At 40.5% G+C, this 21,676-nt stretch carries 22 protein-coding genes and 1 tRNA gene; 3 read left to right on the top strand and 20 right to left on the bottom strand.

The features are described from left to right. Positions 1-10: 10 nt before the first annotated feature. From ADH90_RS02100 to ADH90_RS02085, 4 genes are all read right to left on the bottom strand, one after another. Positions 11-1,078 carry an ABC transporter ATP-binding protein gene (locus tag ADH90_RS02100; RefSeq protein ID WP_049502740.1) on the bottom strand — a complete coding sequence of 356 codons (1,068 nt, stop codon included), beginning with the start codon at positions 1,076-1,078 and terminating at the stop codon, positions 11-13. 8 nt (positions 1,079-1,086) lie between these two features. Next, entirely contained in the window at positions 1,087-2,013 is a 927-nt protein-coding gene (gene oppC / locus ADH90_RS02095; protein WP_049529750.1) for an oligopeptide ABC transporter permease OppC, read from the bottom strand. Then, a complete protein-coding gene (locus ADH90_RS02090; protein WP_049502738.1) occupies positions 2,013-3,509 on the bottom strand; it encodes an ABC transporter permease in 1,497 nt (498 codons plus the stop codon). The genes oppC and ADH90_RS02090 overlap by 1 nt, the downstream gene beginning before the upstream one ends. Before the next feature lie 65 nt (positions 3,510-3,574). Beyond that, entirely contained in the window at positions 3,575-5,554 is a 1,980-nt protein-coding gene (locus ADH90_RS02085; RefSeq protein WP_049529749.1) for a peptide ABC transporter substrate-binding protein, read from the bottom strand. 182 nt (positions 5,555-5,736) lie between these two features. On the opposite strand from ADH90_RS02085, the gene ADH90_RS02080 reads away from it, so the two are divergent. Next, positions 5,737-5,807: transfer RNA gene (locus tag ADH90_RS02080), tRNA-Cys, on the top strand. Positions 5,808-5,901: 94 nt separating this feature from the next. On the opposite strand, the gene ADH90_RS02075 is transcribed toward ADH90_RS02080, so the two are convergent. The 11 genes from ADH90_RS02075 to ADH90_RS02025 form a co-directional block, all read right to left on the bottom strand. After that, on the bottom strand, positions 5,902-7,233 hold the full coding sequence (locus ADH90_RS02075; protein ID WP_049529748.1) for a hemolysin family protein: 1,332 nt from the start codon (positions 7,231-7,233) through the stop codon (positions 5,902-5,904). A 257-nt stretch (positions 7,234-7,490) separates the two neighbouring features. Beyond that, the gene (locus ADH90_RS02070; protein WP_049529747.1) at positions 7,491-8,318 is read right to left on the bottom strand and encodes a DNA/RNA non-specific endonuclease; all 828 of its coding nucleotides are present in this window, start codon (positions 8,316-8,318) and stop codon (positions 7,491-7,493) included. Between the two features lie 46 nt (positions 8,319-8,364). Beyond that, positions 8,365-8,559 (bottom strand): DNA-directed RNA polymerase subunit beta, encoded by a 195-nt coding sequence (locus ADH90_RS02065; protein WP_080980079.1) that lies wholly within the window; start codon positions 8,557-8,559, stop codon positions 8,365-8,367. Next, positions 8,546-9,832: a UDP-N-acetylglucosamine 1-carboxyvinyltransferase gene (gene murA / locus ADH90_RS02060; protein ID WP_000411899.1), complete on the bottom strand. Its 1,287-nt coding sequence runs from the start codon at positions 9,830-9,832 to the stop codon at positions 8,546-8,548. Before murA ends, ADH90_RS02065 begins: the two co-directional genes overlap by 14 nt. A 25-nt stretch (positions 9,833-9,857) precedes the next feature. After that, positions 9,858-10,088 (bottom strand): DUF1146 family protein, encoded by a 231-nt coding sequence (locus tag ADH90_RS02055; protein WP_000615324.1) that lies wholly within the window; start codon positions 10,086-10,088, stop codon positions 9,858-9,860. 56 nt (positions 10,089-10,144) lie between these two features. Continuing rightward, the gene (locus ADH90_RS02050; protein WP_000730764.1) at positions 10,145-11,182 is read right to left on the bottom strand and encodes a SepM family pheromone-processing serine protease; all 1,038 of its coding nucleotides are present in this window, start codon (positions 11,180-11,182) and stop codon (positions 10,145-10,147) included. Next, entirely contained in the window at positions 11,166-11,654 is a 489-nt protein-coding gene (gene coaD, locus ADH90_RS02045) for a pantetheine-phosphate adenylyltransferase (RefSeq protein ID WP_049529746.1), read from the bottom strand. The genes ADH90_RS02050 and coaD overlap by 17 nt, the downstream gene beginning before the upstream one ends. Beyond that, on the bottom strand, positions 11,644-12,183 hold the full coding sequence (rsmD, locus tag ADH90_RS02040) for a 16S rRNA (guanine(966)-N(2))-methyltransferase RsmD (protein WP_049529745.1): 540 nt from the start codon (positions 12,181-12,183) through the stop codon (positions 11,644-11,646). Before rsmD ends, coaD begins: the two co-directional genes overlap by 11 nt. Positions 12,184-12,243: 60 nt before the next feature. After that, a complete protein-coding gene (gene asnA / locus ADH90_RS02035; protein ID WP_049529744.1) occupies positions 12,244-13,236 on the bottom strand; it encodes an aspartate--ammonia ligase in 993 nt (330 codons plus the stop codon). A 97-nt stretch (positions 13,237-13,333) separates the two neighbouring features. After that, on the bottom strand, positions 13,334-14,017 hold the full coding sequence (locus ADH90_RS02030) for a Bax inhibitor-1/YccA family protein (protein ID WP_049529743.1): 684 nt from the start codon (positions 14,015-14,017) through the stop codon (positions 13,334-13,336). 53 nt (positions 14,018-14,070) lie between these two features. Then, a complete protein-coding gene (locus ADH90_RS02025) occupies positions 14,071-14,811 on the bottom strand; it encodes a TrmH family RNA methyltransferase (protein WP_049529742.1) in 741 nt (246 codons plus the stop codon). 33 nt (positions 14,812-14,844) lie between these two features. Here ADH90_RS02025 and ADH90_RS02020 point away from each other — a divergent pair, with 33 nt between their 5' ends. Both ADH90_RS02020 and yidC read left to right on the top strand, forming a co-directional pair. Beyond that, entirely contained in the window at positions 14,845-15,123 is a 279-nt protein-coding gene (locus ADH90_RS02020; RefSeq protein ID WP_001174501.1) for an acylphosphatase, read from the top strand. Between the two features lie 77 nt (positions 15,124-15,200). Further along, on the top strand, positions 15,201-16,127 hold the full coding sequence (gene yidC / locus ADH90_RS02015) for a membrane protein insertase YidC (protein WP_049529741.1): 927 nt from the start codon (positions 15,201-15,203) through the stop codon (positions 16,125-16,127). A 75-nt stretch (positions 16,128-16,202) separates the two neighbouring features. Here the strand turns inward: yidC and pflA are convergent, their stop codons facing one another. The 5 genes from pflA to rmuC form a co-directional block, all read right to left on the bottom strand. Beyond that, positions 16,203-16,997 (bottom strand): pyruvate formate-lyase-activating protein, encoded by a 795-nt coding sequence (gene pflA / locus ADH90_RS02010; protein ID WP_049529740.1) that lies wholly within the window; start codon positions 16,995-16,997, stop codon positions 16,203-16,205. A 133-nt stretch (positions 16,998-17,130) separates the two neighbouring features. Further along, positions 17,131-18,384: a diaminopimelate decarboxylase gene (locus tag ADH90_RS02005; protein WP_049529739.1), complete on the bottom strand. Its 1,254-nt coding sequence runs from the start codon at positions 18,382-18,384 to the stop codon at positions 17,131-17,133. Positions 18,385-18,456: 72 nt separating this feature from the next. Next, entirely contained in the window at positions 18,457-19,281 is an 825-nt protein-coding gene (purR, locus tag ADH90_RS02000) for a pur operon repressor (RefSeq protein ID WP_049529738.1), read from the bottom strand. A 207-nt stretch (positions 19,282-19,488) separates the two neighbouring features. Beyond that, on the bottom strand, positions 19,489-20,430 hold the full coding sequence (locus ADH90_RS01995; protein WP_049529737.1) for a 3'-5' exoribonuclease YhaM family protein: 942 nt from the start codon (positions 20,428-20,430) through the stop codon (positions 19,489-19,491). Continuing rightward, entirely contained in the window at positions 20,420-21,676 is a 1,257-nt protein-coding gene (gene rmuC / locus ADH90_RS01990) for a DNA recombination protein RmuC (RefSeq protein ID WP_049529736.1), read from the bottom strand. Before rmuC ends, ADH90_RS01995 begins: the two co-directional genes overlap by 11 nt.

Raw genomic sequence — 21,676 nt, 5'->3', positions numbered from 1 at the left:
TTCCTTCCTCCTAGTCCTCAAGATGTGTAAAGCCCATCTTTTCACGAATCTTGTCGTGTAAATCTGCAATCACCGATGGTTTTTCAACTTTTGGAGCTTGTTCATGAAGCAACCATGTCTTAGCCCAATGAGTATCAGATACTGCAAACTGAGGTGCTTTTTCCTCAAAGTCAATCTTCATAGCATAATCTGAACGAAGAGCAAAAGCGTCTCCCTTCAATTCAGTATAAAGCGATGGAGGTGTTCCAGGGATTGAGTACAATTCACCTTTGTCATCCGCAAGTTGAGGCAAGCTCGACAAGAGGCTCCATGTATATGGATGACGTGGGTCGTAGAAGATTTCTTCAACAGTACCATACTCGACGATTTCACCAGCATACATAACCGCAACTTTATCAGCGATACTTGCTACTACACCTAGGTCGTGGGTGATAAAGATTGTTGTAAAGTGGTATTCGTGTTGAAGTGACTTCAACAAATCAATAATCTGTGCCTGAATGGTCACGTCAAGAGCTGTTGTTGGCTCATCACAGATAAGAATGTCTGGACGACAGGCAAGAGCAATCGCAATAACAATACGTTGACGCATTCCCCCAGAATATTGGAAAGGATACTCGTCAAAACGTTTCTCAGAATCTGGAATACCAACTTTATTCATATAGTCAATAGCCATCTCTTTAGCTTCTTGAGCAGTCTTACCTTGGTGTTTAACAATAACTTCTGTGATTTGACTTCCGATTGTCTTGATTGGGTCTAGACTGGTCATCGGATCTTGGAAGATAGTTGCAATCTTCGCACCACGAATACTTTCCCATTCTTTATGAGAAGATAAGGTTGTCAAATCTTGTCCACGGTAATTAATACTACCTTGTGCAATACGACCATTTTCTTCCAACATTCCTGTGAATGTTTTTGTCAAAACCGATTTACCTGAGCCTGACTCCCCAACTAAGGCGAGGACCTCTCCCTCAATCAAATCGATGGAGACACCTCGAATAGCTGTCAAAATCTTGTCACGAACATCAAATTCCACGACAATATCTTGAGCAGTCAAAATTACATTTTTTCCTTTTATCATGTCTACTCCTATCTATGTGTACGTGGATCACTAGCATCCGCTAGGTTTTGACCTACTACGAAAAGGGACAAGGATACCAAAACCAAAGTTGTCAATGGAATCCAGAAGAGGTATGCATTGGTTGTTACGTTCTGAGAATAATCTGAAATCAAACGCCCCAAGCTAGGAACTGTAATCGGCAATCCAAGTCCAAAGAATGATAGGAAAGCTTCATATGAGATAAAGGCTGGAAGCATTTGCGACGTACTCGTAACAATAACAGATACCAATTGTGGCATAATGTTTTTTATAATAATTTTGTAGCTTGGTGTTCCCAAGGTACGTGAAGCAAGGTTGTACTCTAAATCACGGTAACGTAACATTTGGATACGAATTGAATGGGCGACACCAATCCAAGTGGTTACACTCATGGCAAAGATCAAATTCCAGAAACCTGCACCGATAGAGTAAGTCAAAACAATAACGATCAATAGTGATGGGATATTGTTGATAACGTTGTAGACTTCCATCATGATACGGTCAACTGATTTTGAGATCCCCCAAATTCCACCAATGACAACACCGATAAAAAGGTTGACAAAGGTCGCAATGACAGAAATCAAGATAGAGTTACGAGCTCCAAACCAGACACCATCAAAGAGAGATTTACCATTACTATCTGTACCAAACCAATGCTCAGCATTTGGTTTAATGTAACGAGCGCTAAAATCATTTACCTTACTTACATCATTAAAGTCAAAATCAGAGAACATTGGGTAAATGAAACTCATCAAAACAATTGCAATCAAGATACCTAGCATGATTACTGTTGATTTCTTCTTCAAAAACTGTCTAAAGACAGAACCCCAGTATGAGTAGGCAGGAGCATCAATTGCTTCAGAGGCATAATCATCACGTTTTACAAACTGAAATTTTTCATTACTAATTGTAGACATTATTTGCCTCCTTTCTCTGTCAATTTAATACGTGGGTCAATAATGGTCATCCAAATATCTCCAATAAGGTTTGAGAAGATTGAAACACAAGTGAAGATAAAGACGAGACCAACTACCATATTATTGTTTGAAGCCTTTACAGAGTCGATCAACATTTTACCCATACCTGGGAAGGCGAAGACTGTTTCAGTAAGAGTTGCTCCACCAATAACACCAATGATAGAACCTGGGATACCAGAAACGAGTGGTACCATAGCATTTTTAAAGATGTGCTTATCAGAAATCTCTTTCTCAGACAAACCTTTAGCACGAGCAAAACGAACGAAATCTTGTGATTGCAAGTCAATCATATAACGGCGAATCCAAATCGCCATAGTAGGTGCTCCTAGCAAGCCCAGAATCACTGCAGGAAGGACATAAGAACGCCAATCACCAGCACCCAAGATTGGGAATGAGTCTGGGAAGCCGATTGAAGAACCAATCAAACGAATAATATAAACTAGGGCAATCGTTGGAAGAGCCAACAAGAACGTTAGAGTCCCTGTTGCGAAACTATCGATCCAAGTGTTTTTGAAACGAGCCATTGCTGAACCAAGAGGAATCGCAATCGCATATGAAATCGCAAGACCAATCAAACCAGTAATAGCAGAACTTGCAATCATAGATGGGTACTGATAGTTGCTTTCAGTAGCCGTATATGGATCATCTTTACCGTAGTTGGCTACTTCACGAGCATCAGCTTGACTCGGAGATTTATAAGTTCTTGAGTAAATGTTAACTGATGATGTTTTCTTACCAGTTGGGAATTGAACTTCAGAAGTCTTCGTTTGTCCTTGTCCTTGTGTAATAACTTGAAGAACAGGAGTATTGGCATAAGTTGGATAAGAATCTCCCAGGTTCAAGTTGACAAAGTTTTGGTGAACAAATGGGAACTGACTATTGAAGTACAAGAGGTATTTGTGTTTAGTACCTGAACCTACCAGAGACCAACCGATAGCGGGATCATTTTCAAAACGCAAATAACGCTCTAAGTTTGGATTTTCTGGGTCTTGAATCTTGTTTGTATGGTCGATATCAAGCAAGTTTGCATAGAATTTGAACACACGCTCAAAAATAGGAATTTCACGTGTAGCGTAGAATTGTCCACTCTCTGTAAACTCACCTAGAGTCCAACCATTCCCAAGTTGTTGGATATATTTTTCATAGATTGCTTTATTTGTATCATTTGCATCTACTGTAACAGAAGAGTCAATGCTACTAGCTTTTTCCTGCAACTCTTTCGTATCGTAATATTCGATATAACCCATACGCTCAAAGACAGTATTTTCATAGTTATCTCGTTTATCAGCCGTTGTCGCAATTTTATTGTAGTTAGTATCTTGTTTGAAGATCAACTTCCGTGGAACCATCGTATAGATGATTGTGTAAATCAAGGTCGTTACTAAGAAAATAGAAACCAACGACCGCAAGATACGCATAAAAACATATTTTTTCATATTATTTCCTTTAAAATCCCAAAAGAACCTTCTCCTTTAGGAGAGAAAGTTCTGATGAGCATTATTTATTTCACATGACTCGCTAACTCTTTTTGAGCTTTTTCGTTTGATTCAGCTTTTTCTTTGAGCCATTTTTCACGAGCTTCCTTGTACTCTTTTGTTGTTACAGTGTTAGCTTGCAATTTAAGGTACTTGAAGTATACATCTGAACCTTTATCACCAGATTGAGTGTAAGAGGCTGAGAATGGTACTACACGAGAAATAACTGGTGCTGCTCCTGAAGATGACATAGCTGGAAGGAAGAGTGAGCTATCTGTCAACCAAGCTTGAGCTGCTGCATATTTCTCATAACGTTTGTTAAGGTCACTTGTTTCACTAGCTGCATCATCAACTAATTTGTCGTAATCTTTCAAACCAACTTGAGCAACCGCTGGGTTTGATGGATTGTCATAGCCCATGTAGGTCTTAGTTGTTTCACTATTAGTTGATTTCAAGATATCAAGGTAAGTCGATGGATCATCATAGTCTGGATTCCATCCAACAGCACCTGAAAGGTCCCAATCTTCTGCTGCCGCACTAGCAGCGTAGTACGTGATATTGTGTAATTCATCCGTAGTGATTTGTTGGATATCGATAACTACATTATCTGTACCCAAAGCGGTTTCAACAGATTGTTTGAATGATTGGATACGAGCGATATAGTTTTTAGATGTTTGGTCAACTGGAATATCCAAGTGGATTGGGAATTTCACACCATCTGCTTCAAGGTCTTTTTTAGCTTTAGCTAGTTCTGCTTTAGCTTTATCAGCATTGTAAAGACCATCTTGGCCATCCGCAAAGTTTACATCTTTCCACTCATCACCATAAGAAACAACTTTCTCAGTGACCAAGTCACCAAATGTTTTTTCACCTGCTGAAACAAATTCTGGTTTTACGAAGAGGTTACGGACAGCAAGGGCTGCTCCATCCTTACCATTTAGCTGAGCTGAATAAGCAGTACGATCAAAAGCAAAGTTCAAAGCTTGACGGAAATCTTTATTAAGAAGGGCTTTCTTAGTAGATGTTTTTTCTTCGTCAGTTGTTTTTGATGTGTACTTATAGCTTTGACGGTCAATATTAACACCCAAACCAGCAATACCAGCTCCTTGTGGAGTATAGTAGATATTATCTTTATATGTTTCTGCTACCTTAGAATAGTTTGAGCTAGTAGGGAAGAGACGGGCATAACTGTATGCACCATTTGTAAAGTTACGCTCAAGTGACTCTTGGTCTGAACCATCATAGTAAGAAAGTGTTACAGTATCGATGTGAACATTGTCCTTATCCCAATACTGATCATTCTTTGCAAATTCGATAGAAGACTTAGCTGTCAATCCCTTAAGCAAGAATGGACCATTGTAAAGCAATGATGTTGGATCTGTCGCCTTACCAAAGTCTTTACCTTTTGATTTTTCAAACTCTGCGTTCAAAGGCCAGAAGATTGCGTAAGACAATTTAGAGTTCCAGTATGGTTCTGGTTGGTTCAAAGTGTATTGAAGAGTGTAATCATCAACAGCTTTTACACCTACAGCAGAGAAGTCTGTATTGTTCCCTGATACATAGTCAGCCAATCCTTTAACAGAATTTTGTGCTAGGTAAAGAGCGGCTGATTTATTGTCGGCTGCGTGTTTCAAACCTGTAACAAAGTCATTTGCAGTTACTTCTGCATATTCTTCACCATCAGATGTGAGCCATTTTACACCTTTACGAATCTTATAAGTGTATGTTAATCCATCTTGAGACACTGACCAGTCTTCAGCGACTGCAGGAGTAAGGTTACCATACTTATCATTTGTAAAGAGTCCATCGATACCATTTGAAGTAGCAACTTTTGTACTTTGTTTCCCAGAGATAAGGTAGTCCAATGTTTCTGGGTCAGCAGTATAAGTATAGCCATAGGCTTTTGGTGCTTCAGCATTTGATGATTTTGAAGAACCACAAGCTGCGAGAACGCCTGTTGCGAGTAGGGCAACCCCTGCTACCGCAAGAATCCGACTTTTTTTCATGTTTAGTTAACTCCTCTATATAAAATTAATGAGATACTATTAATTATACCACACTCCCTTTCAAAAGTAAACGAATTTTCAGAATATTTTGTCGCATGCCTTTTGAAAGCAGGAAAACTTACATTTTCAGAAAAGAAACTATTGACGAGATTTAATTTAAAAGGTATAATAATAAAAGTTAAGGCGGTATAGCCAAGTGGTAAGGCACGGCTCTGCAAAAGCTTGATCGTCGGTTCAAATCCGTCTACCGCCTCTATATTATCAAAGACTCCTACAAGAGTCTTTTCTTTTTAACTACTTAACTACTAGAAAAGCTTTATCAGTTCTGCTCTGATAAAGCTTTTGTTTTATTCTGTTTCTTCTTCTGATTCAAGTTCTTGAATTTGAACCTTAAGCTTGGTTACACGTCCATTTTTGACCTTATCATTAGTTAGGGTGATATGCTTATTGCTACTTTCTAACTCATAGCTAAGTTTTTCTGATGTTGGAATAGTTCCCACACCGGTCAAATAGTAACCAGCGATTGTATCTACATCATCACTTTCAAGTTCAACATCGAAATAGTCATTGAAGTCATTTAGGGTCATTGTTCCTTGGACAATATAAGTGTTCTCAGCAATGGTATGCACGTAAACTTCAGCACGGTCGGTTTCATCATCAATTTCACCGACAATCTCCTCAAGCAAGTCCTCAAGAGTAACTAGCCCTGCCATTCCTCCGTATTCATCAAGAAGAATAGCCATCTGTCTTTGTGAATTTCTCAATTCTTTCAACAAATCGTCCACAAAAATGGTTTCAGGTACAAAGAGGGGTTCCTGTAATATCTTTCTCAACACGATATTGTCAAAACCATCGGTAAACCCTGCTTTTAGCAAACTCTTGGTATGAATCAAACCAATCACGTTATCCTTGTCATCATCATAGACAGGAATACGAGAAAAGTTTTGTTTTAAGATGCTTTCAATAATCGTCTGAGTATCATCTTGAATGTCAACCATGAAGGCGTCTGTTCGAGGAACCATGACTTCACGTGCCATGAGCTCGTCTAGCGAGAAAATCCCTTGTAACATTTCAATTTCATCAGCATCCAAGGTTTCTTCACTCTTAGACAACATGTACTCAATCTCATCACGAGTCATTTTTTCATCTGCATCGTCAAATGTCATCGGTGTCAATTGACTCAAGAGATTAGTTGATGCTGAGAGCATCCAAACGAAGGGACTCACAATCTTACCAAGAGCAATAATAAACGGTACTGTTCTGATAGCTAAGGCATCCTTAAGATTTAGAGCAATTCGCTTAGGATAAAGCTCACCAAAAACAATAGAAATATAGGTCAAGAAAGCTAGTGATAAGAAGCTAGCTACCGCATAGGCAGTTTCGCTATTTCCCATCCAAGAGGCGATCAACTCTCCAAGTGAATCTGCTAGTTTAGCCCCTGACAAGATCGTAATTAAGGTGATACCAACTTGAATGGTTGATAAAAAGTGATTGGGGTTTTCAAGTACCTTTAGTAAACGGATATAGCGTTTATCTCCCTCTTCAGCTTTTTGCTCAACACGTGAACGACTAAGTGAAACCATGGCCATTTCTGTTGCAGAGAAAAAGGCATTTAAAAAGGTCAAAACAACTAATAAAACAAATTGCAGTAACAAATCCTGACTGCTCGGGTCTTCCATTTTCCTTCTCCTAAAAAGTATAATTGAAACCATTATACCATATTTTCCAATTTTTACACATTAATTTTCAATTTCTATGATAAAGGGGCGCTGAATAGAGAGCTGCAATCCAAGTCTCGACGCTCTAGTTCAAGCCTTGTGAATCTTCAAAAAGGCTCTTTAAAATCAGAAGAGCAAAAAAACAAGCAATCGTTTCTACAGTTCATGACTAATAAAAAACGAGGTTGGGATTTTTCCTCAACCTCTTGATCAATTAGCTATTTTTTTGTGACTGTGACCTCACCTGTTCGGTAATCTAACTGAATTCCCTTTTGGACATTTGGAATAACGACATTAAACTCCAACTCCCCATCAGAGGACTTGGCTTCAATCTGCGATGCGGACGGCACCAAATCTTCCTCAGACGCATAGAGCAACGTCACACGGTAACGCACTCGTTTGTTTTGATCTAGAGCTTTTCGAACCAGACTTTCATAATAGTTTTGGCCTGTAGAATCTTCTGCACGCGCTTGGTTGGCCCAAGCTGTCTGTACGGCAATGTTTTTAGGATTGCTAGTAGAAGCATCAAAGCCATCTAAACCACCGATTAAGGCATAGCCCAACAAATGCCCTCTATCTACCGCATGGTTGTAACTTCCCTTTAGATTCTTAACCTGATGCCAACCCGCAGGCGTCCAAGATGTTGAACCATTGCCAGTTTCTTCACGGTCCTTGTACTGTCTGGTCGCTTTTGACATGATTGCATTCGCTACTGTGGGAACCGTCTCTCCTCCTACAGTCTTTGTTTTATTATCCGCATAGGGTTTACTTGAAACCTTGGCGTCTAGATTGGTTTTATTGTTATTGACGATAAAGGCTCCTGCGCTATTCCACTCTAGAGTACCCTTAATTTGTTTTTTAACTGAATCGGTCAATACACTTTCAGCCAGTTCTTGACTTGGAGTATCAGACGACTGTGATTTTTGTTTTACTTGTGTTTGTGGTGCAGTGTTGGAAGACTGCATTTGTTTAATATAGTAGCTTCCTGCTGACAAGAGCAAAAAGAGCAAGAGGCCAATTAGAGCCTGCCTTGTTTTTTTGTTCATACTTTCTCCTTCATTTCACTTCCTAGAAAAAGACTGGTTTCCCAGCCTATTTTCCTGTAAATTTTGCGATGAGTTCTTGCCATTTTGCTGGTGCTAAAATAGCCCAAGGATCTTGACCTTTTCCTAGAATACCATAGCCAATCATCAAACCAATAGCAAGAGCTAAGAATCCTAGTAGTAATACTACAATTACTAGGATAAAGCGACGTAAGACATATTTGGATTGTTTATTCATCTTCATCAGCTTCCACACTTACCCGTTCAATCTTAGCTCCTAACTGGGCTAATTTTTCATGAAAACGGTAGTAACCTCTATCTAAATGGACAAGCTTTCCTACAACTGTTTCGCCTTCAGCTACCAAGCCTGTCAAAATCAAGGCTGCACTGGCACGTAAGTCTGTCGATAGAACTTCTGCACCTTGGAGTCGCTGTCCGCCGATAATACGGGCTGTATCACGGATGATTTCAGAGTGCAAACCCATACGACGCATTTCCTCTAAATGTTGAAAACGATTCTCAAATACAGTTTCTACCATAATTGACTCACCTTGAGCAACGGTCATTAGAGCAGTGAACTGCGCTTGCATATCTGTCGGAAATCCTGGATGTGGAAGTGTCTTAACATGAACAGCCTTTAATTTTTCACGTTGAGAACGAATACGAATTCCTTCGTCCTCATCGATGACTTCAACACCCATTTCCTGTAATTTAGCAATCAAGGGGCGATTGTGTTCCCAGATAGCATCCAGAATCAAGACATCTCCACCTGTAATGGCAGCTGCTACCATGAAGGTCCCTGCTTCAATACGGTCTTGCACAACATTGTGGGTTGCACCGTGTAGTTGTTCAACACCAGTAATGGTAATAGTTTCTGTTCCTGCCCCCTTGACTTTGGCACCCATTTTATTTAGGAGAACAGCCAAGTCGACAATCTCAGGTTCACGCGCAGCATTTTCAATGACAGTTACGCCGTTAGCAAGAGTTGCTGCCATCATCAAGTTTTGAGTAGCACCTACACTTGGAAAGTCCATGTAGATATGTGCACCGTGCAAGCGTTCCGCCTTAGCTTCAATATAACCTGCCGTTTGGGTGATCTCAGCCCCCATTGCTTCGAGTCCTTTAAGGTGGAGGTCTATCGGACGACTACCGATCGTACAGCCACCTGGCATAGAAACCTTTGCGTGGCCTACACGAGCCAAGATTGGCCCCAATACTACAATAGAAGCACGCATCTTGCTGACATATTTATAGGGAGCTTCTTCTGTGATATCACCGGTTGCATCAACTTCAACAATATGTGCTTCTTGATCAAAGTCTACTTTCGCATTTAATCCACGAACCACCTGATTCATGGTAAAAACATCAGATAAAATAGGAACATTTTTTAAGACTGTTTTTCCTTCACTTGCTAAAATAGTTGCTGCAAGCAGTGGCAAAACTGCATTTTTTGCGCCCTCGATGGTAACACTTCCAACCAAACGATTATCGCCACCTTGAACTACAATTTTTTCCATAGAGTATTTTCCTTCACTTACAATTTTAGAATAGTGTTCTAACTGCTTCTTGCCAAAGTTGGTAGAGATTTAGGAAAAAGGAACTAATCAGATATCCTAAACCGATACTACACAATACTACCAAGAGTCGAACCTTCTTCGCATTATCCTTTGTCACCTTCAAAATTTGATCCCATCTGACCAAATCTTTCAAGAGCTGAAAGACTAGGTAGACAAAAAACATATGACTACTAAGGGTAAAAAACAATTGAATCATTTGCCTATTATACCATCTTCTTTTTTTCTAAGCTAGTTTAGGGATTCGCCTACTGTTTAGGGATTGTTTTTCAAATAGTCAATCGCATCTTGAAGCGTTTTGACTGGAACGATTTTCATGTCTGTTTTAATCATTTGAGCTGCTTCTAGAGCTGTGTCATAGTTACTCTTGGCATTTGGATTTGCTTTTTTAGCTTCTTCAGTTACTGGATTGTTAGGAGCAAAGAATACAGTTGCTCCTTTCTTAGCTGCGGCCACAACCTTTTTATCAATTCCACCAATATCACCAACATTCCCATCTCTGTCGATACTTCCTGTACCAGCAATGATGCGTCCATTTCGAAGAGTGGGATCTGCAATTTGCGTATAGATGGATAGACTAAACATCATCCCAGCACTAGGACCACCAATGCCTGCAGTTGAAAACTTGATTGGCACATCACTAGATACTTCTGTGCGGTCAATCAAGCCGATTCCGATACCATTTTTCCCATTTTCCAGAGTAATGATTTTTCCTTCGGCAGTCTTGACTTTTCCATCCTCCTCATAGGTAACCTTAACCTGATCACCTAGAGTTTGAGAATTAACGTAGTCAACCATCTCCTTGGAGCTCTCAAAAGTCTTGTCATTCACAGCGGTTACAGTGTCAGCAATATTAAGAACTCCCTTGAAAGTCGAGTTATCTGTTACAGTCAAAACATAGACACCCAGATATTTGAGCTCAATTTCCTTACCCGCCGTCTTCAGACCTTGATATTTGGCCATATTTTGCGAAGTTTCCATGTAAAACTGGTTGATTCGCATAAATTCCGCATCTGATGAACCACCCGTCATCTCTTTGGCACTATGTATGTCCGTGAAAGGAGTTAGCCAGGCATAAAACAAGTCAACCATTCTGGCGTGCTTAACTCCAACCGTCACAAATTGGTAGGAACCTTCCTCTTGGTCAGGTTGGTTATTAACTTGTAAAACCTTTCGAATATCTTCAGAAGTTCCTGGCACCTCGATATAATATGGCAGGGGCACCGTAAAAGCTATAAAAGTGATAATGAGCCCAATAATGAGATATAAGGGCCATCTAGTTTTTTTCTTCATTGTTTAACTCCTCTAGGACAGCATTTGGTACATACTCACTGATATCTTGACCAAATTTTAATAGTTCTCTCACAGCTGAAGAGCTGATGTGAACATGCTCCGGCCGACTGTGGAGATAGATTGTCTCCATTTCTCCCGCTAATTTATGGTTGTAAAAATCAAAACTAGCTTCATACTGAAGATCTGTAGCATTGCGTAAACCACGCACTAAGATCTCTGCACCTAATCTTCTAGCAACATCAACGACTAATTCATCGTGAGAAGCTATGACTTTGACATTGTTGAGATGTGCTACTGCTTTTTCAACAGTTTTCTTTCGGCTCTCTATCGGTAAAAATCCCGTTTTATGGGGATTATAAAAAATCCCTACATACAATTGATCAAAGAGCTTACTTGCACGCTCAATGAGATCCAAATGTCCATTGGTCATCGGATCAAAGGAACCTGTAAATAGCCCAATCTTATCTGACATAAACCGTCACCTTACTAATCCCATATATTTTTTCCTTCCAGATACCCAAACAAGCAATTTCTTCTGGAAGTTCTACTGATTTATCGGTCTCACATACCACCATGACATCCTCTGAAAAAAGATTTCTCTCTGCCATTTTTTCAATATCGGACACGATCTGTTCTTTTGCATAGGGAGGGTCCAAAAAAACAAGATCAAAGACACCATCGACCTGCTCCAATGCACGACTGGACTCTATTTTCAACAATTGAAACTTAGAGGTTTCCTTAGTCATTCGGATATTTTCTGCGACTATATTCTGGGCTCGGCGATCCTTCTCAACTAGGACAGCGCTAGACATCCCTCTTGAAACTGCTTCAATGGATAACCCCCCACTACCAGCATAGAGATCTAGCACACGTCCTCCTTCAAAGTAGGGACCAATCATATTGAAAATAGCGCCCCTAACCTTGTCTGATGTTGGCCTTGTCGTTTTACCGTCCAGCGTCTTTAAAGGACGCCCACCGTAGATTCCTGATACGATTTTCATAACGTCTATTATACCAAATTCTTATCAAAAAAAGAAAATCGAACCTTACGGCTCGATTGATTAAAGAATATTTTCGTAAGTATCTCTCACTTCTTGCGGCCAAACACTGGTTTGGACTTCACCGATATGCTTCTTACGAAGCAGGAACATAGCCATACGAGATTGTCCAATTCCTCCACCAATTGTCAATGGGAAAAGCCCATTTAGGAGAGCCTTATGCCATTCTAAAGTTAAACGGTCTTCGTCTCCTGTGATAGCTACTTGGCGACGGAGAGTGTCTTCATCGACACGAATGCCCATTGAAGACAATTCAAAGGCTGCACCCAAATTATCATTCCAAACAAGGATGTCCCCATTCAAGCCATGATAGCCATTTTCAGACTCAGTTGTCCAGTCATCATAGTCTGGTGCACGTCCGTCATGAGGTTTTCCATCTGACAATTCTCCTCCGATACCAATTAGGAAGACCGCACCGAATTCCTTACAAATAGCATTTTCACGTTCTTTAGGTGTCAAGTCTGGATAGCGTTCAACCAACTCTTCAGTATGGATAAAGGTAATTTGCTTAGGCAAGATTGACTCAATATCATAGCGTGCTTCCACTGCTAACTCTGTCAAACGAATAGCCTTATATATCTTTTCTACCGTTTCTTTAAGATAGGCAAGATTGCGCTGTCCGTTTGGAATAACTTTTTCCCAATCCCACTGGTCTACATAGACTGAGTGAGTCGCATCTAGGGAATCTTCGTCTGGGCGAAGGGCCTTCATGTGAACAAAGAGGCCTTCTCCTTCACCAAAACCAAAACGTGCTAAGGTATGGCGTTTCCACTTAGCAAGGGAATGTACCACTTCATAGGTTTCATCTGGGATTTGCAAAACCTTAACAGAAACTGGATGTTCAATCCCTGAAAGGTTATCCTGCATCCCATCCCCAACCTTACTCAAGATTGGTCCCTGCACTTCTATAACTTCTAATTTATCTTTCAAATACTGGGTAAAGGTATTTTTTACAAAGGAAATTTCTTCCTGTTGATGGATAAAACTTTTCTTCATACATCTCTCCTTTCGAATAATAAGATGATTATACCCTTTTACCAGTAAAAATAAAAGTAAAAGTTTAAAAAAAGAGCCCATTTGAGCTCTAAAAGTATTAATCGTCACTTCCAAAAATACGCAAGAAGCTAAGGAAAATGTTAATAAAGTCGAGGTAGAGACTAAGTGCCAATGAAATTGCCCAACCTGTTGCGACTTGACCATTTGATTCTTCATAAACATAGCGAATCTTTTGGTTATCCCAAGCAATCAAACCTGCAAATACAAGAATCATGACAATACTGATAATGTAGTCGAAGAAACCACTGTTTAAAAATACATTGACAATCATAGCTAAAATGAGACCTACCAAGGCTGCAATCAAAGCACGCCCGATACCACTCAAGTCCTTTTTAATCACAACTCCGACAATTGCCATGACAAAGAAAAGGGCTGCACTGGAAATAAAAGCCGTTAGAACCGTTCCTGGTAGATAGAGCGATACGATGAAACTCAGTGAAAAACCGTTCACTACTGAATAGATGAGAAACATCGGAAGAGCTGCTGGGCTATTTTTATAAGCCATATTACTGGCTGCAATTACAATAGCAACTTCAACTACTCCTGTCACGATTAGCCATATGCGGGCATTAAACATCAACTGAACAAGAAGGTCTTGGAAGGTTGTTAACATCAAGGCTGAAACAAGTGCAGATAAGGCAATTCCAATTCCTACAAAAGCATAGACTTTTGCATAAAATTGATTCAAACCGGAACGTTCTTGAATAATTGTTTGATTCATATCTTTTTCTCCTTATGAAATCTTTTTACTGATTATAACAAAAATTAAATCATTTAACTCAAATAAAACATGAGTATGCCTGCAGCAATGGCGACATTGAGGCTTTCTGCCTGCCCTTTCATGCTGATGTGAACCAATTGGTCTGCCTGGTCTGTCATGAATGGACTAATCCCTTGACCTTCATTTCCCATGACTAAGGTAAAATCTTCTAACCGAGCCAGTTCACGATAATCTTTAGAATTTTGAGACAAGGTGGTTGCTAAAATGGGCAGGTGATTCTTTTTAGCCTCTTCAACGAATATTTCAACAGACATGCGATAAATCGGCAAATGGAAATGACTTCCTTGCATGGAGCGAAGCGTTTTAAGGCTATAGATATCTGCTGACTTGCTGGAAACGATGACTCCAGAAAAACCTGCCGCATCTGCCGTCCGAATCATGGTCCCCACATTTCCAGGATCCTGCACATCTTCTAAGAAAAGATATTTCCCCCGACTCAAATCTGGTAAATGCTCCTCCTCCTTTTGAACAATGGCAACAATGCCCTGAGGCGTTTGAGAATCTGCTAAATCGAGCAAGATTTCTTCTGTCACAAGGACAGTCTGAGGATAGTCTACTAATTTTTCACCATACTCTGCGAGAGCAAAAATTTTCTCAATCTTTGCACCTGCCTGAATAGCTTCTTCAAACAGATGCCATCCCTCAATCAAGTAAGAGGTTTTCCGATATTTTTTTTGATGCAATTTCTTGGCATTTTTCACCACAGAATTGGCTTTAGAGGTTATAATAGTCATAGAAATATTATAACACAATCAAGGAGGTTTGGTATGCAAAAGGTCAAAATGATTGCACAGGGACGCGTCCAAGGTGTTGGCTTTCGCTGGGGTGTTTATACCCTTGCTCTCGAACTAGGCGGAATCACCGGTCGGGTCTGGAACAACGATGACGGCACCGTTGAAATCCTTGCCCAAGCAGAATCTTCAGCCATCATGGCTAAATTTATCCAAGAGATCCGAAAAGGACCAACTCCTTTCTCAAAAGTGACCTATCTCGACGTCCAATTGAGCAACTTTCCTTCCTATTCCGACTTCAAAGTCGCAAATTAGGTCTCTAGAACTATTGTATATTTTCCAAAAAAACAGTAGAATAGAAAGGTATAATTTTAAAAGAAGGAATAAAAACAGTGAAATCAATTAAACGAATCGCCTTCTCAGTCATGGGAGTGGCTATGCTATTAGTCTTAACAGGTTGCGTTCAGGTTGACAAAGCAACAGGTCAGCCAACCGGATTTATCTGGAATACCATCGGAGCGCCTATGGCTGAAGCTATCAAATACTTCGCTAATAATCAAGGTCTCGGCTTCGGTGTTGGTATTATCATCGTAACCATTATCGTGCGCTTGCTTATCCTTCCACTTGGTATCTACCAATCATGGAAGGCAACCCTTCACTCTGAGAAGATGAACGCCCTCAAAGATGTCCTTGAGCCACATCAAACTCGTCTGAAAGAAGCAACGACTCAAGAAGAAAAACTAGAAGCTCAACAAGCTCTCTTTGCTGCTCAAAAAGAGCACGGCATCAGCATGTTTGGCGGCGTGGGATGTTTCCCTATCCTCATTCAAATGCCTTTCTTCTCTGCTATCTACTTTGCTGCCCAACATACTGAAGGAGTTGCCCAAGCAAGCTACCTAGGAATTCCTCTAGGCTCACCAAGTATGATTTTGGTTGCCTTTGCTGGTATCCTTTACTATCTTCAATCACTCCTTTCTTTACATGGAGTTGAGGATGAAACTCAAAGAGAACAAATCAAGAAGATGCTCTATATGAGCCCTCTCATGATTGTCGTGTTCTCTGTCTTCTCACCAGCCAGCGTTACACTTTACTGGGTTGTCGGTGGTTTCATGATGATTCTTCAACAATTCATCGTCAACTACATCATTCGTCCAAAACTTCGCAAAAAAGTACGCGAAGAATTTGCTAAGAACCCACCAAAAGCAAGCAAAACTTCAAGCACTCGTAAAGATGTAACCCCTGAACCAGCAACAGCTATCACAACTTCTAACAAGAAGAAAAGCAAAAAACGCAATGCTGGAAAACAACATTCGAGATAAAAACTAAAAGGCTTAGCTTAAATGCTGAGCCTTTTCTATATCACAAAAGCCCGATGTTCCCATCAGGCTTCTTTTTTATCCATGTACACGTTTCATGTAATCTTGATAGCTTTCTGTATCCATTAGTTTTTTAGCATTCTTGACACGATCTGCTGTTGGAGGTTTAACTCCTTCAAGTGAATACGGAATCCCAAGCTCACGCCATTTGAACTCACCCATAGTGTGATAAGGCAAGATTTCAAACTTATCAACATTTTTGAGAGTTTTTACAAACTTACCAAGTTCAATCAAATCTTCATCTCGGTCTGTCAAACCAGGTACAAGAACGTGACGAATCCAGACTGGTTTTCCGATATCTGAAAGATACTGGGCGCAAGCTAGAATAGTTTTATTACTTTGACTGGTTACAATCCTATGCTGAGCATCATTAATTTCTTTAATATCAAGAAGAACCAAGTCTGTCACGGCCATTAACTTGTTGAACTTTTCTAGATAGCGTGGTTTGTTACGGAATGGAAGGGCACAAGTATCCAAGGTACAGTGGATACCCTTTTCTTTTGCCTTGGTAAAGAGGGCAATCAAGAAATCAATCTGCAAGAGGGCTTCTCCTCCGCTGACTGTGATACCTCCCTTGTCTCCCCAGAAACCACGATAACGAAGCGCTTCTTCTAGAACATCATCTACTGTTCGTACACGAGATTTATTGGTTTCCATAGCCCAAGTATCAGGGTTATGGCAGTATTGGCAACGCATCTGACAGCCTTGCAAAAAGACAATAAAACGAATCCCAGGGCCATCTACCGCCCCAAAACTCTCTGTCGAATGCACCATTCCTGTCACTTGTCCATAGTCAATTATTTCCTCAGACATATCGTTACCTTCCTTGAAAACGTTTTATAGTTTTTATTATACCATGACTGAAAAGAAAAACCACAGATTTTGCCTATTTTTTAGAAAACAATCTGTTTTTCACTTTCAACTTTCATGATTTTCAAAATATTTATTAATCCTTGTCAAAATCAAAGCCATAGAGAGTCGCAAAATAGTCCTCTGGTCGCTCTGCTCGGCGGATCAAGCGTGCTCCACCATCCTCTGTATATAGAATTTCTGCCGAACGAAGCTTGGCATTGTACTGGTAACCCATAGAGAAGCCATGCGCACCTGTATCATGAATGACTAACAAATCACCAATTTCTGTTTGAGGTAGCTCACGATTAACTGCAAACTTGTCATTGTTTTCACAGAGAGAGCCTACAACATCAACTACTTCAGTCTGACCATCAGGATGCATCATATTAGTAATGTGGTGATAAGCACCATACATAGCTGGTCTCATAAGATTAACAGCTGAGGCATCTACTCCTAGATATGTACGGTAGGTTTTCTTTTTATGAGTTACTTTTGTGACTAAAATTCCATGAGGTGCCAACATAAAGCGCCCTAGTTCTGTAAAGATCTTAACCTGACCAAGTCCTGCTGGTGTGAGGACTTCTTCATAAACCTGACGAACTCCCTCACCAATCAAAGCGATATCATTAGGCTCTTGATCTGGGCGGTAGTTAACTCCGATACCTCCAGAAAGATTGATAAAGTCCAGTGAAATACCTAACTTTTCCTTGATTTCTACTGCCAATTCAAAAAGCTGACGTGCTAATTCTGGATAGTAGAGATGGGTCACTGTATTGGAAGCTAGGAAGGAATGAATCCCAAAGGTTTTAGCTCCCTTTTCTTTCAAGATGGCAAAGGCTTCAAAAAGCTGTTCCTTAGTCATCCCGAACTTAGCTTCACCAGGATTATCCATAATATCCGTACCTAGTTCAAATACTCCACCAGGATTGTAACGGCAAGAGATGATTTCGGGAATACCTGCTGCACGTTCCAAATGCTCGATATCTTCAAAGGCATCTAAATTAATCGTCGCACCTAATTCACGAGCATAGGTATATTCTCTATCTGGGGTATTGTTAGATGAGAACATCATATCAGAACCGGTAAATCCCAGTTTATGACTCATCAAAAGTTCAACATAACTGGAACAATCCACTCCACATCCTTCTTCTTGTAAGATTTTCAAGATGGCTGGAGTTGGCGTTGCCTTAACTGCGAAGTATTCTTTAAAGCCCTTATTCCAAGAAAAGGCTTTGTTTACTGCTCGTGCTTTCTCGCGAATCCCTTTTTCATCGTAGAGGTGAAAAGGGGTTGGAAACTCCCCAACAATCTTTTCTAAGGCTTCACGTTTAATAAATGGTGTTTTCATAGGACTCCTTCATATTCATTATCAAAGAAAGGCTGGGACGAAAGTTCCAACCTTTGTATTTCAAGTCAATTCTTATTTTTCTGTATCGAAGATATTTCCAACTTCAACAGCAATTTGTTGGTTCTTCACATCAATGTTCGTGACTCTCAAGAGTGACTTGTAGTCGAACTGTTGTTCACGGTCTTCCTGTGCATTATCAGCAAAGACGGCTACTCCAGCCAACTCTGAATCAAACTCAGACAAGAGGCTAATCATCCCGTTAATGGTTCCTCCACCCTTCAAGAAGTCATCGACGATCAAGACACGGCTTCCTGCTTTGAGGCTACGTTTTGAAAGGAACATCTTTTCGATACGGTCACTAGAACCTGAAACATAGTTGACACTAACAGTTGAACCTTCAGTGATTTTCAAGTCGCGACGGACAATGACAAATGGTACGTTGAGGACATTTGCTACCGCATTCGCAAGCGGAACCCCTTTGGTCGCAACAGTCATAACGGCATCAATCTTCTGATCTATAAAGCTCTTAGCAATAATGCGACCGATATTTTTCAAAATAGCTGGAGTGCTCAATAGGTCAGACAAATAAATGTAGCCACCTGGAAGAATGCGGTCACTCTCTGAAAGTTTATCACGAAGCTCTTCGATAATCATTTTAGACTCAAGGGGAGAGATCGATGGTGTAAAAATAACACCACCACCAGCACCTGTCACCGTTTGAATATGCCCGATTTCAATTTCTTCGAAGGCCCGTTTAATGATGACGATGTCTTCAGAAATAGACGATTTAGCAGATTCATACTTTTCCGCAAAAGTGTTGAGACTGGTTAATTTGTATGGATTGTTAATCAAGTAATTGGAAATGACAACCATCCGATCACTTCTTCTTAATTTCATTATATTTTTACCATTCTTTTTTATTTATACTCAATGAAAATCAAAGAGCAAACTAGGAAGCGAGCCGCAGACTGTACTTGAGTACGGCAAGGCAAAGCTGACGTGGTTTGAATTTGATTTTAGAAGAGTATTAGTCTTTTTCTCATTATATCACACAAAAGCAAAAAAACGAACTTTATTGCCTAAATAAAGTTCATTTTTTAGTTTCTAGTCTAATTTCGGCTTGTAGAAGGAACGATTGTCCATAGCAAAGACTTTATTGGTCATTTCTCCCTCATCAACAAGGGCCAGAGCTGTTGTCATCATCATCATGCTGGCATCCAAATTATCAATCATATGAATGATTTCTGCTTCCATCACTCGAGGACGAACTGGACTACCATACTCAAGGAGACCATGGTGACTGAGAATGACATGGCGAAGAAGTACAACCTCTTCTCTAGTATCATCAATGCCAAGATCCATTACCGCTTTGGTAATTTCACTATCAATCAAAGCAATATGGCCAATAAGGTTTCCTCTTACTGTGTACTCTGTCTGGTCGGGACCTGTCAACTCAATAACCTTGGCCAGGTCGTGCAACATAATCCCCGCGTAGAGCAAGCTCTTATTGAGCTGAGGGTAAATATCTGCTATCGCTTCTGCCAAACGAACCATAGTAGCAGTATGGTAAGCAAGACCTGTCTCAAAAGCATGATGGTTGGTCTTAGCAGCTGGATAGGAGTAGAATTCCTTGTCATATTTGGTGTAGAGATTCCGAACAATTCGCTGCCAAATTGGATTTTCAATTTTAAAAATCATCTGCGCCATATACTCACGAATCTCTTTGGCATCTACTGGAGATTTAACCTTGAAGTCCGCTGGGTCATTGGGTTCCCCAGCCTGAGGTAAGCGAAGGGTGATTTGATTAACCTGAGGGGTGTTATTATAAACTTCTCGGCGTCCCTGCATGTGGACTACTTTCCCTGCTGTAAAGGTTTCAACATTGTGGGGTTGAGCATCCCAGAGCTTCCCTTCGATTTCTCCACTATCATCTTGGAAGGTGAAGGCTAGGTAGTTTTTCCCAGCACGTGTCTGTCTCAGGTCAGCTGACTTGATCAGGTAAAAGCCTTCAAAAAGCTCATCTTTCTTCATGTGACTAATCTTCATATTCTTCCTCATCTTCTTGGAATTGGAGCAAATCAAGCGCAGGCTCACCTTCTGATAACTCAATGTGACGAAGCGTTCGCTCGATAGCTGTAGTACGACGGTTTAATAAATCATCAATATTGCCAGAGGCATGTTGGAGATGTTTTTGTGCCTTGACCAGAATACCTCCAAACTTGCCAAATTCGGTTTTGACACTAGCTAGGGTTTTACTAATATGGTCGGCACTTTTTTGAATGTTTAGAGTCTTGAAACCAACCGATAGGGAGTTAAGAAGAGCCGACAAGGTACTTGGACCTGCAACGATAATTTGCTCCTCCCGTCTCAAATCATCAAAGAAAATCGGATTTCGAACAATTTCCGAATAGAGTCCTTCTGTCGGAACAAACAAGACTCCAAAATTGGTTGTCCGAGGTGGCGCCAGGTACTTACTCTTAATATCCTTAGCAAAACGCTTGACGCTTGCTAGGAGAGACTTACGACAGCGCTCAATCTCGTCCTTGTCACCTGCTTCATAGGCTTCTTCCAGACGGTAATAATCTGCCAGTGGAAACTTAGAATCAATCGGTAGATAGACATATTCCTGGTCACCTTGTCCAGGTAACTTGATGGCGTATTCCACACGTTCACTAGAGTTTTCAACTGTTGCAAATTCTCGTTCATACTGGGCAGGTGTCATGATATCTTCAATGATCTGTCCCAGTTGTAATTCGCCTAGAATTCCTCGAGTTTTTGTACCAGATAAGACCTTATTAAGGGCACCGACATCACGGGCGACCGTCTGCATTTCACCTAGACCACGATTGACAGATTCCAGTTGCTTAGAAACTGTCTCAAAGGAGGCTTGTAAACGCGTCTGCAAGGTCTTTTCTAGCTTTTCCTCAACCGTTTGGCGCATCTGTTCCAAGCGTTGCTCATTCGATTCCTGCAAGGCCTGAAGGCGTTGGTCAGTCTTATCTCTTGTTTGGAGAAGATTCTCATTCATCTCCTGCCTAAGTTGAGTCAAGCCTTGGTGCAACTCAATTCGCACCTCCTGCAAACGGTCGCTAACAGCCACTTCTAGATTTTTTTGGTCCAGCTGACTAGACTGTCTGGCTTGTTCAAATCGATAATCTAACTGGTCTGAAAGGTTATCTGCCTGGTCTTCTAAACTCTTGGTCAGATATTTCTCCTGCTTGTCCTGCCTTTGCCAAATAAGAAAGAGGCCGGCTAGATTAGCAACTAATAAAACAACAAGTAAACTTTCCAT

This window comes from Streptococcus pseudopneumoniae (genome assembly GCF_001073085.1).
GTDB classification, from domain to species: Bacteria; Bacillota; Bacilli; order Lactobacillales; family Streptococcaceae; genus Streptococcus; species Streptococcus pseudopneumoniae_M.
The sequence above is the reverse complement of the archived record's forward strand: the minus strand, read 5'-3'. Positions and strand labels throughout refer to the sequence as shown.

Bases quoted from the DNA above. Each gene is read 5' to 3' on its own strand.
- ADH90_RS02100 (WP_049502740.1), bottom strand. From the start codon at position 1,078: ATGATAAAAGGAAAAAATGTAATTTTGACTGCTCAAGATATTGTCGTG.
- oppC (WP_049529750.1), bottom strand. From the start codon at position 2,013: ATGTCTACAATTAGTAATGAAAAATTTCAGTTTGTAAAACGTGATGAT.
- ADH90_RS02090 (WP_049502738.1), bottom strand. From the start codon at position 3,509: ATGAAAAAATATGTTTTTATGCGTATCTTGCGGTCGTTGGTTTCTATT.
- ADH90_RS02085 (WP_049529749.1), bottom strand. From the start codon at position 5,554: ATGAAAAAAAGTCGGATTCTTGCGGTAGCAGGGGTTGCCCTACTCGCA.
- ADH90_RS02075 (WP_049529748.1), bottom strand. From the start codon at position 7,233: ATGGAAGACCCGAGCAGTCAGGATTTGTTACTGCAATTTGTTTTATTA.
- ADH90_RS02070 (WP_049529747.1), bottom strand. From the start codon at position 8,318: ATGAACAAAAAAACAAGGCAGGCTCTAATTGGCCTCTTGCTCTTTTTG.
- ADH90_RS02065 (WP_080980079.1), bottom strand. From the start codon at position 8,559: ATGAAGATGAATAAACAATCCAAATATGTCTTACGTCGCTTTATCCTA.
- murA (WP_000411899.1), bottom strand. From the start codon at position 9,832: ATGGAAAAAATTGTAGTTCAAGGTGGCGATAATCGTTTGGTTGGAAGT.
- ADH90_RS02055 (WP_000615324.1), bottom strand. From the start codon at position 10,088: ATGATTCAATTGTTTTTTACCCTTAGTAGTCATATGTTTTTTGTCTAC.
- ADH90_RS02050 (WP_000730764.1), bottom strand. From the start codon at position 11,182: ATGAAGAAAAAAACTAGATGGCCCTTATATCTCATTATTGGGCTCATT.
- coaD (WP_049529746.1), bottom strand. From the start codon at position 11,654: ATGTCAGATAAGATTGGGCTATTTACAGGTTCCTTTGATCCGATGACC.
- rsmD (WP_049529745.1), bottom strand. From the start codon at position 12,183: ATGAAAATCGTATCAGGAATCTACGGTGGGCGTCCTTTAAAGACGCTG.
- asnA (WP_049529744.1), bottom strand. From the start codon at position 13,236: ATGAAGAAAAGTTTTATCCATCAACAGGAAGAAATTTCCTTTGTAAAA.
- ADH90_RS02030 (WP_049529743.1), bottom strand. From the start codon at position 14,017: ATGAATCAAACAATTATTCAAGAACGTTCCGGTTTGAATCAATTTTAT.
- ADH90_RS02025 (WP_049529742.1), bottom strand. From the start codon at position 14,811: ATGACTATTATAACCTCTAAAGCCAATTCTGTGGTGAAAAATGCCAAG.
- ADH90_RS02020 (WP_001174501.1), top strand. From the start codon at position 14,845: ATGCAAAAGGTCAAAATGATTGCACAGGGACGCGTCCAAGGTGTTGGC.
- pflA (WP_049529740.1), bottom strand. From the start codon at position 16,997: ATGTCTGAGGAAATAATTGACTATGGACAAGTGACAGGAATGGTGCAT.
- ADH90_RS02005 (WP_049529739.1), bottom strand. From the start codon at position 18,384: ATGAAAACACCATTTATTAAACGTGAAGCCTTAGAAAAGATTGTTGGG.
- purR (WP_049529738.1), bottom strand. From the start codon at position 19,281: ATGAAATTAAGAAGAAGTGATCGGATGGTTGTCATTTCCAATTACTTG.
- ADH90_RS01995 (WP_049529737.1), bottom strand. From the start codon at position 20,430: ATGAAGATTAGTCACATGAAGAAAGATGAGCTTTTTGAAGGCTTTTAC.
- rmuC (WP_049529736.1), bottom strand. From the start codon at position 21,676: ATGGAAAGTTTACTTGTTGTTTTATTAGTTGCTAATCTAGCCGGCCTC.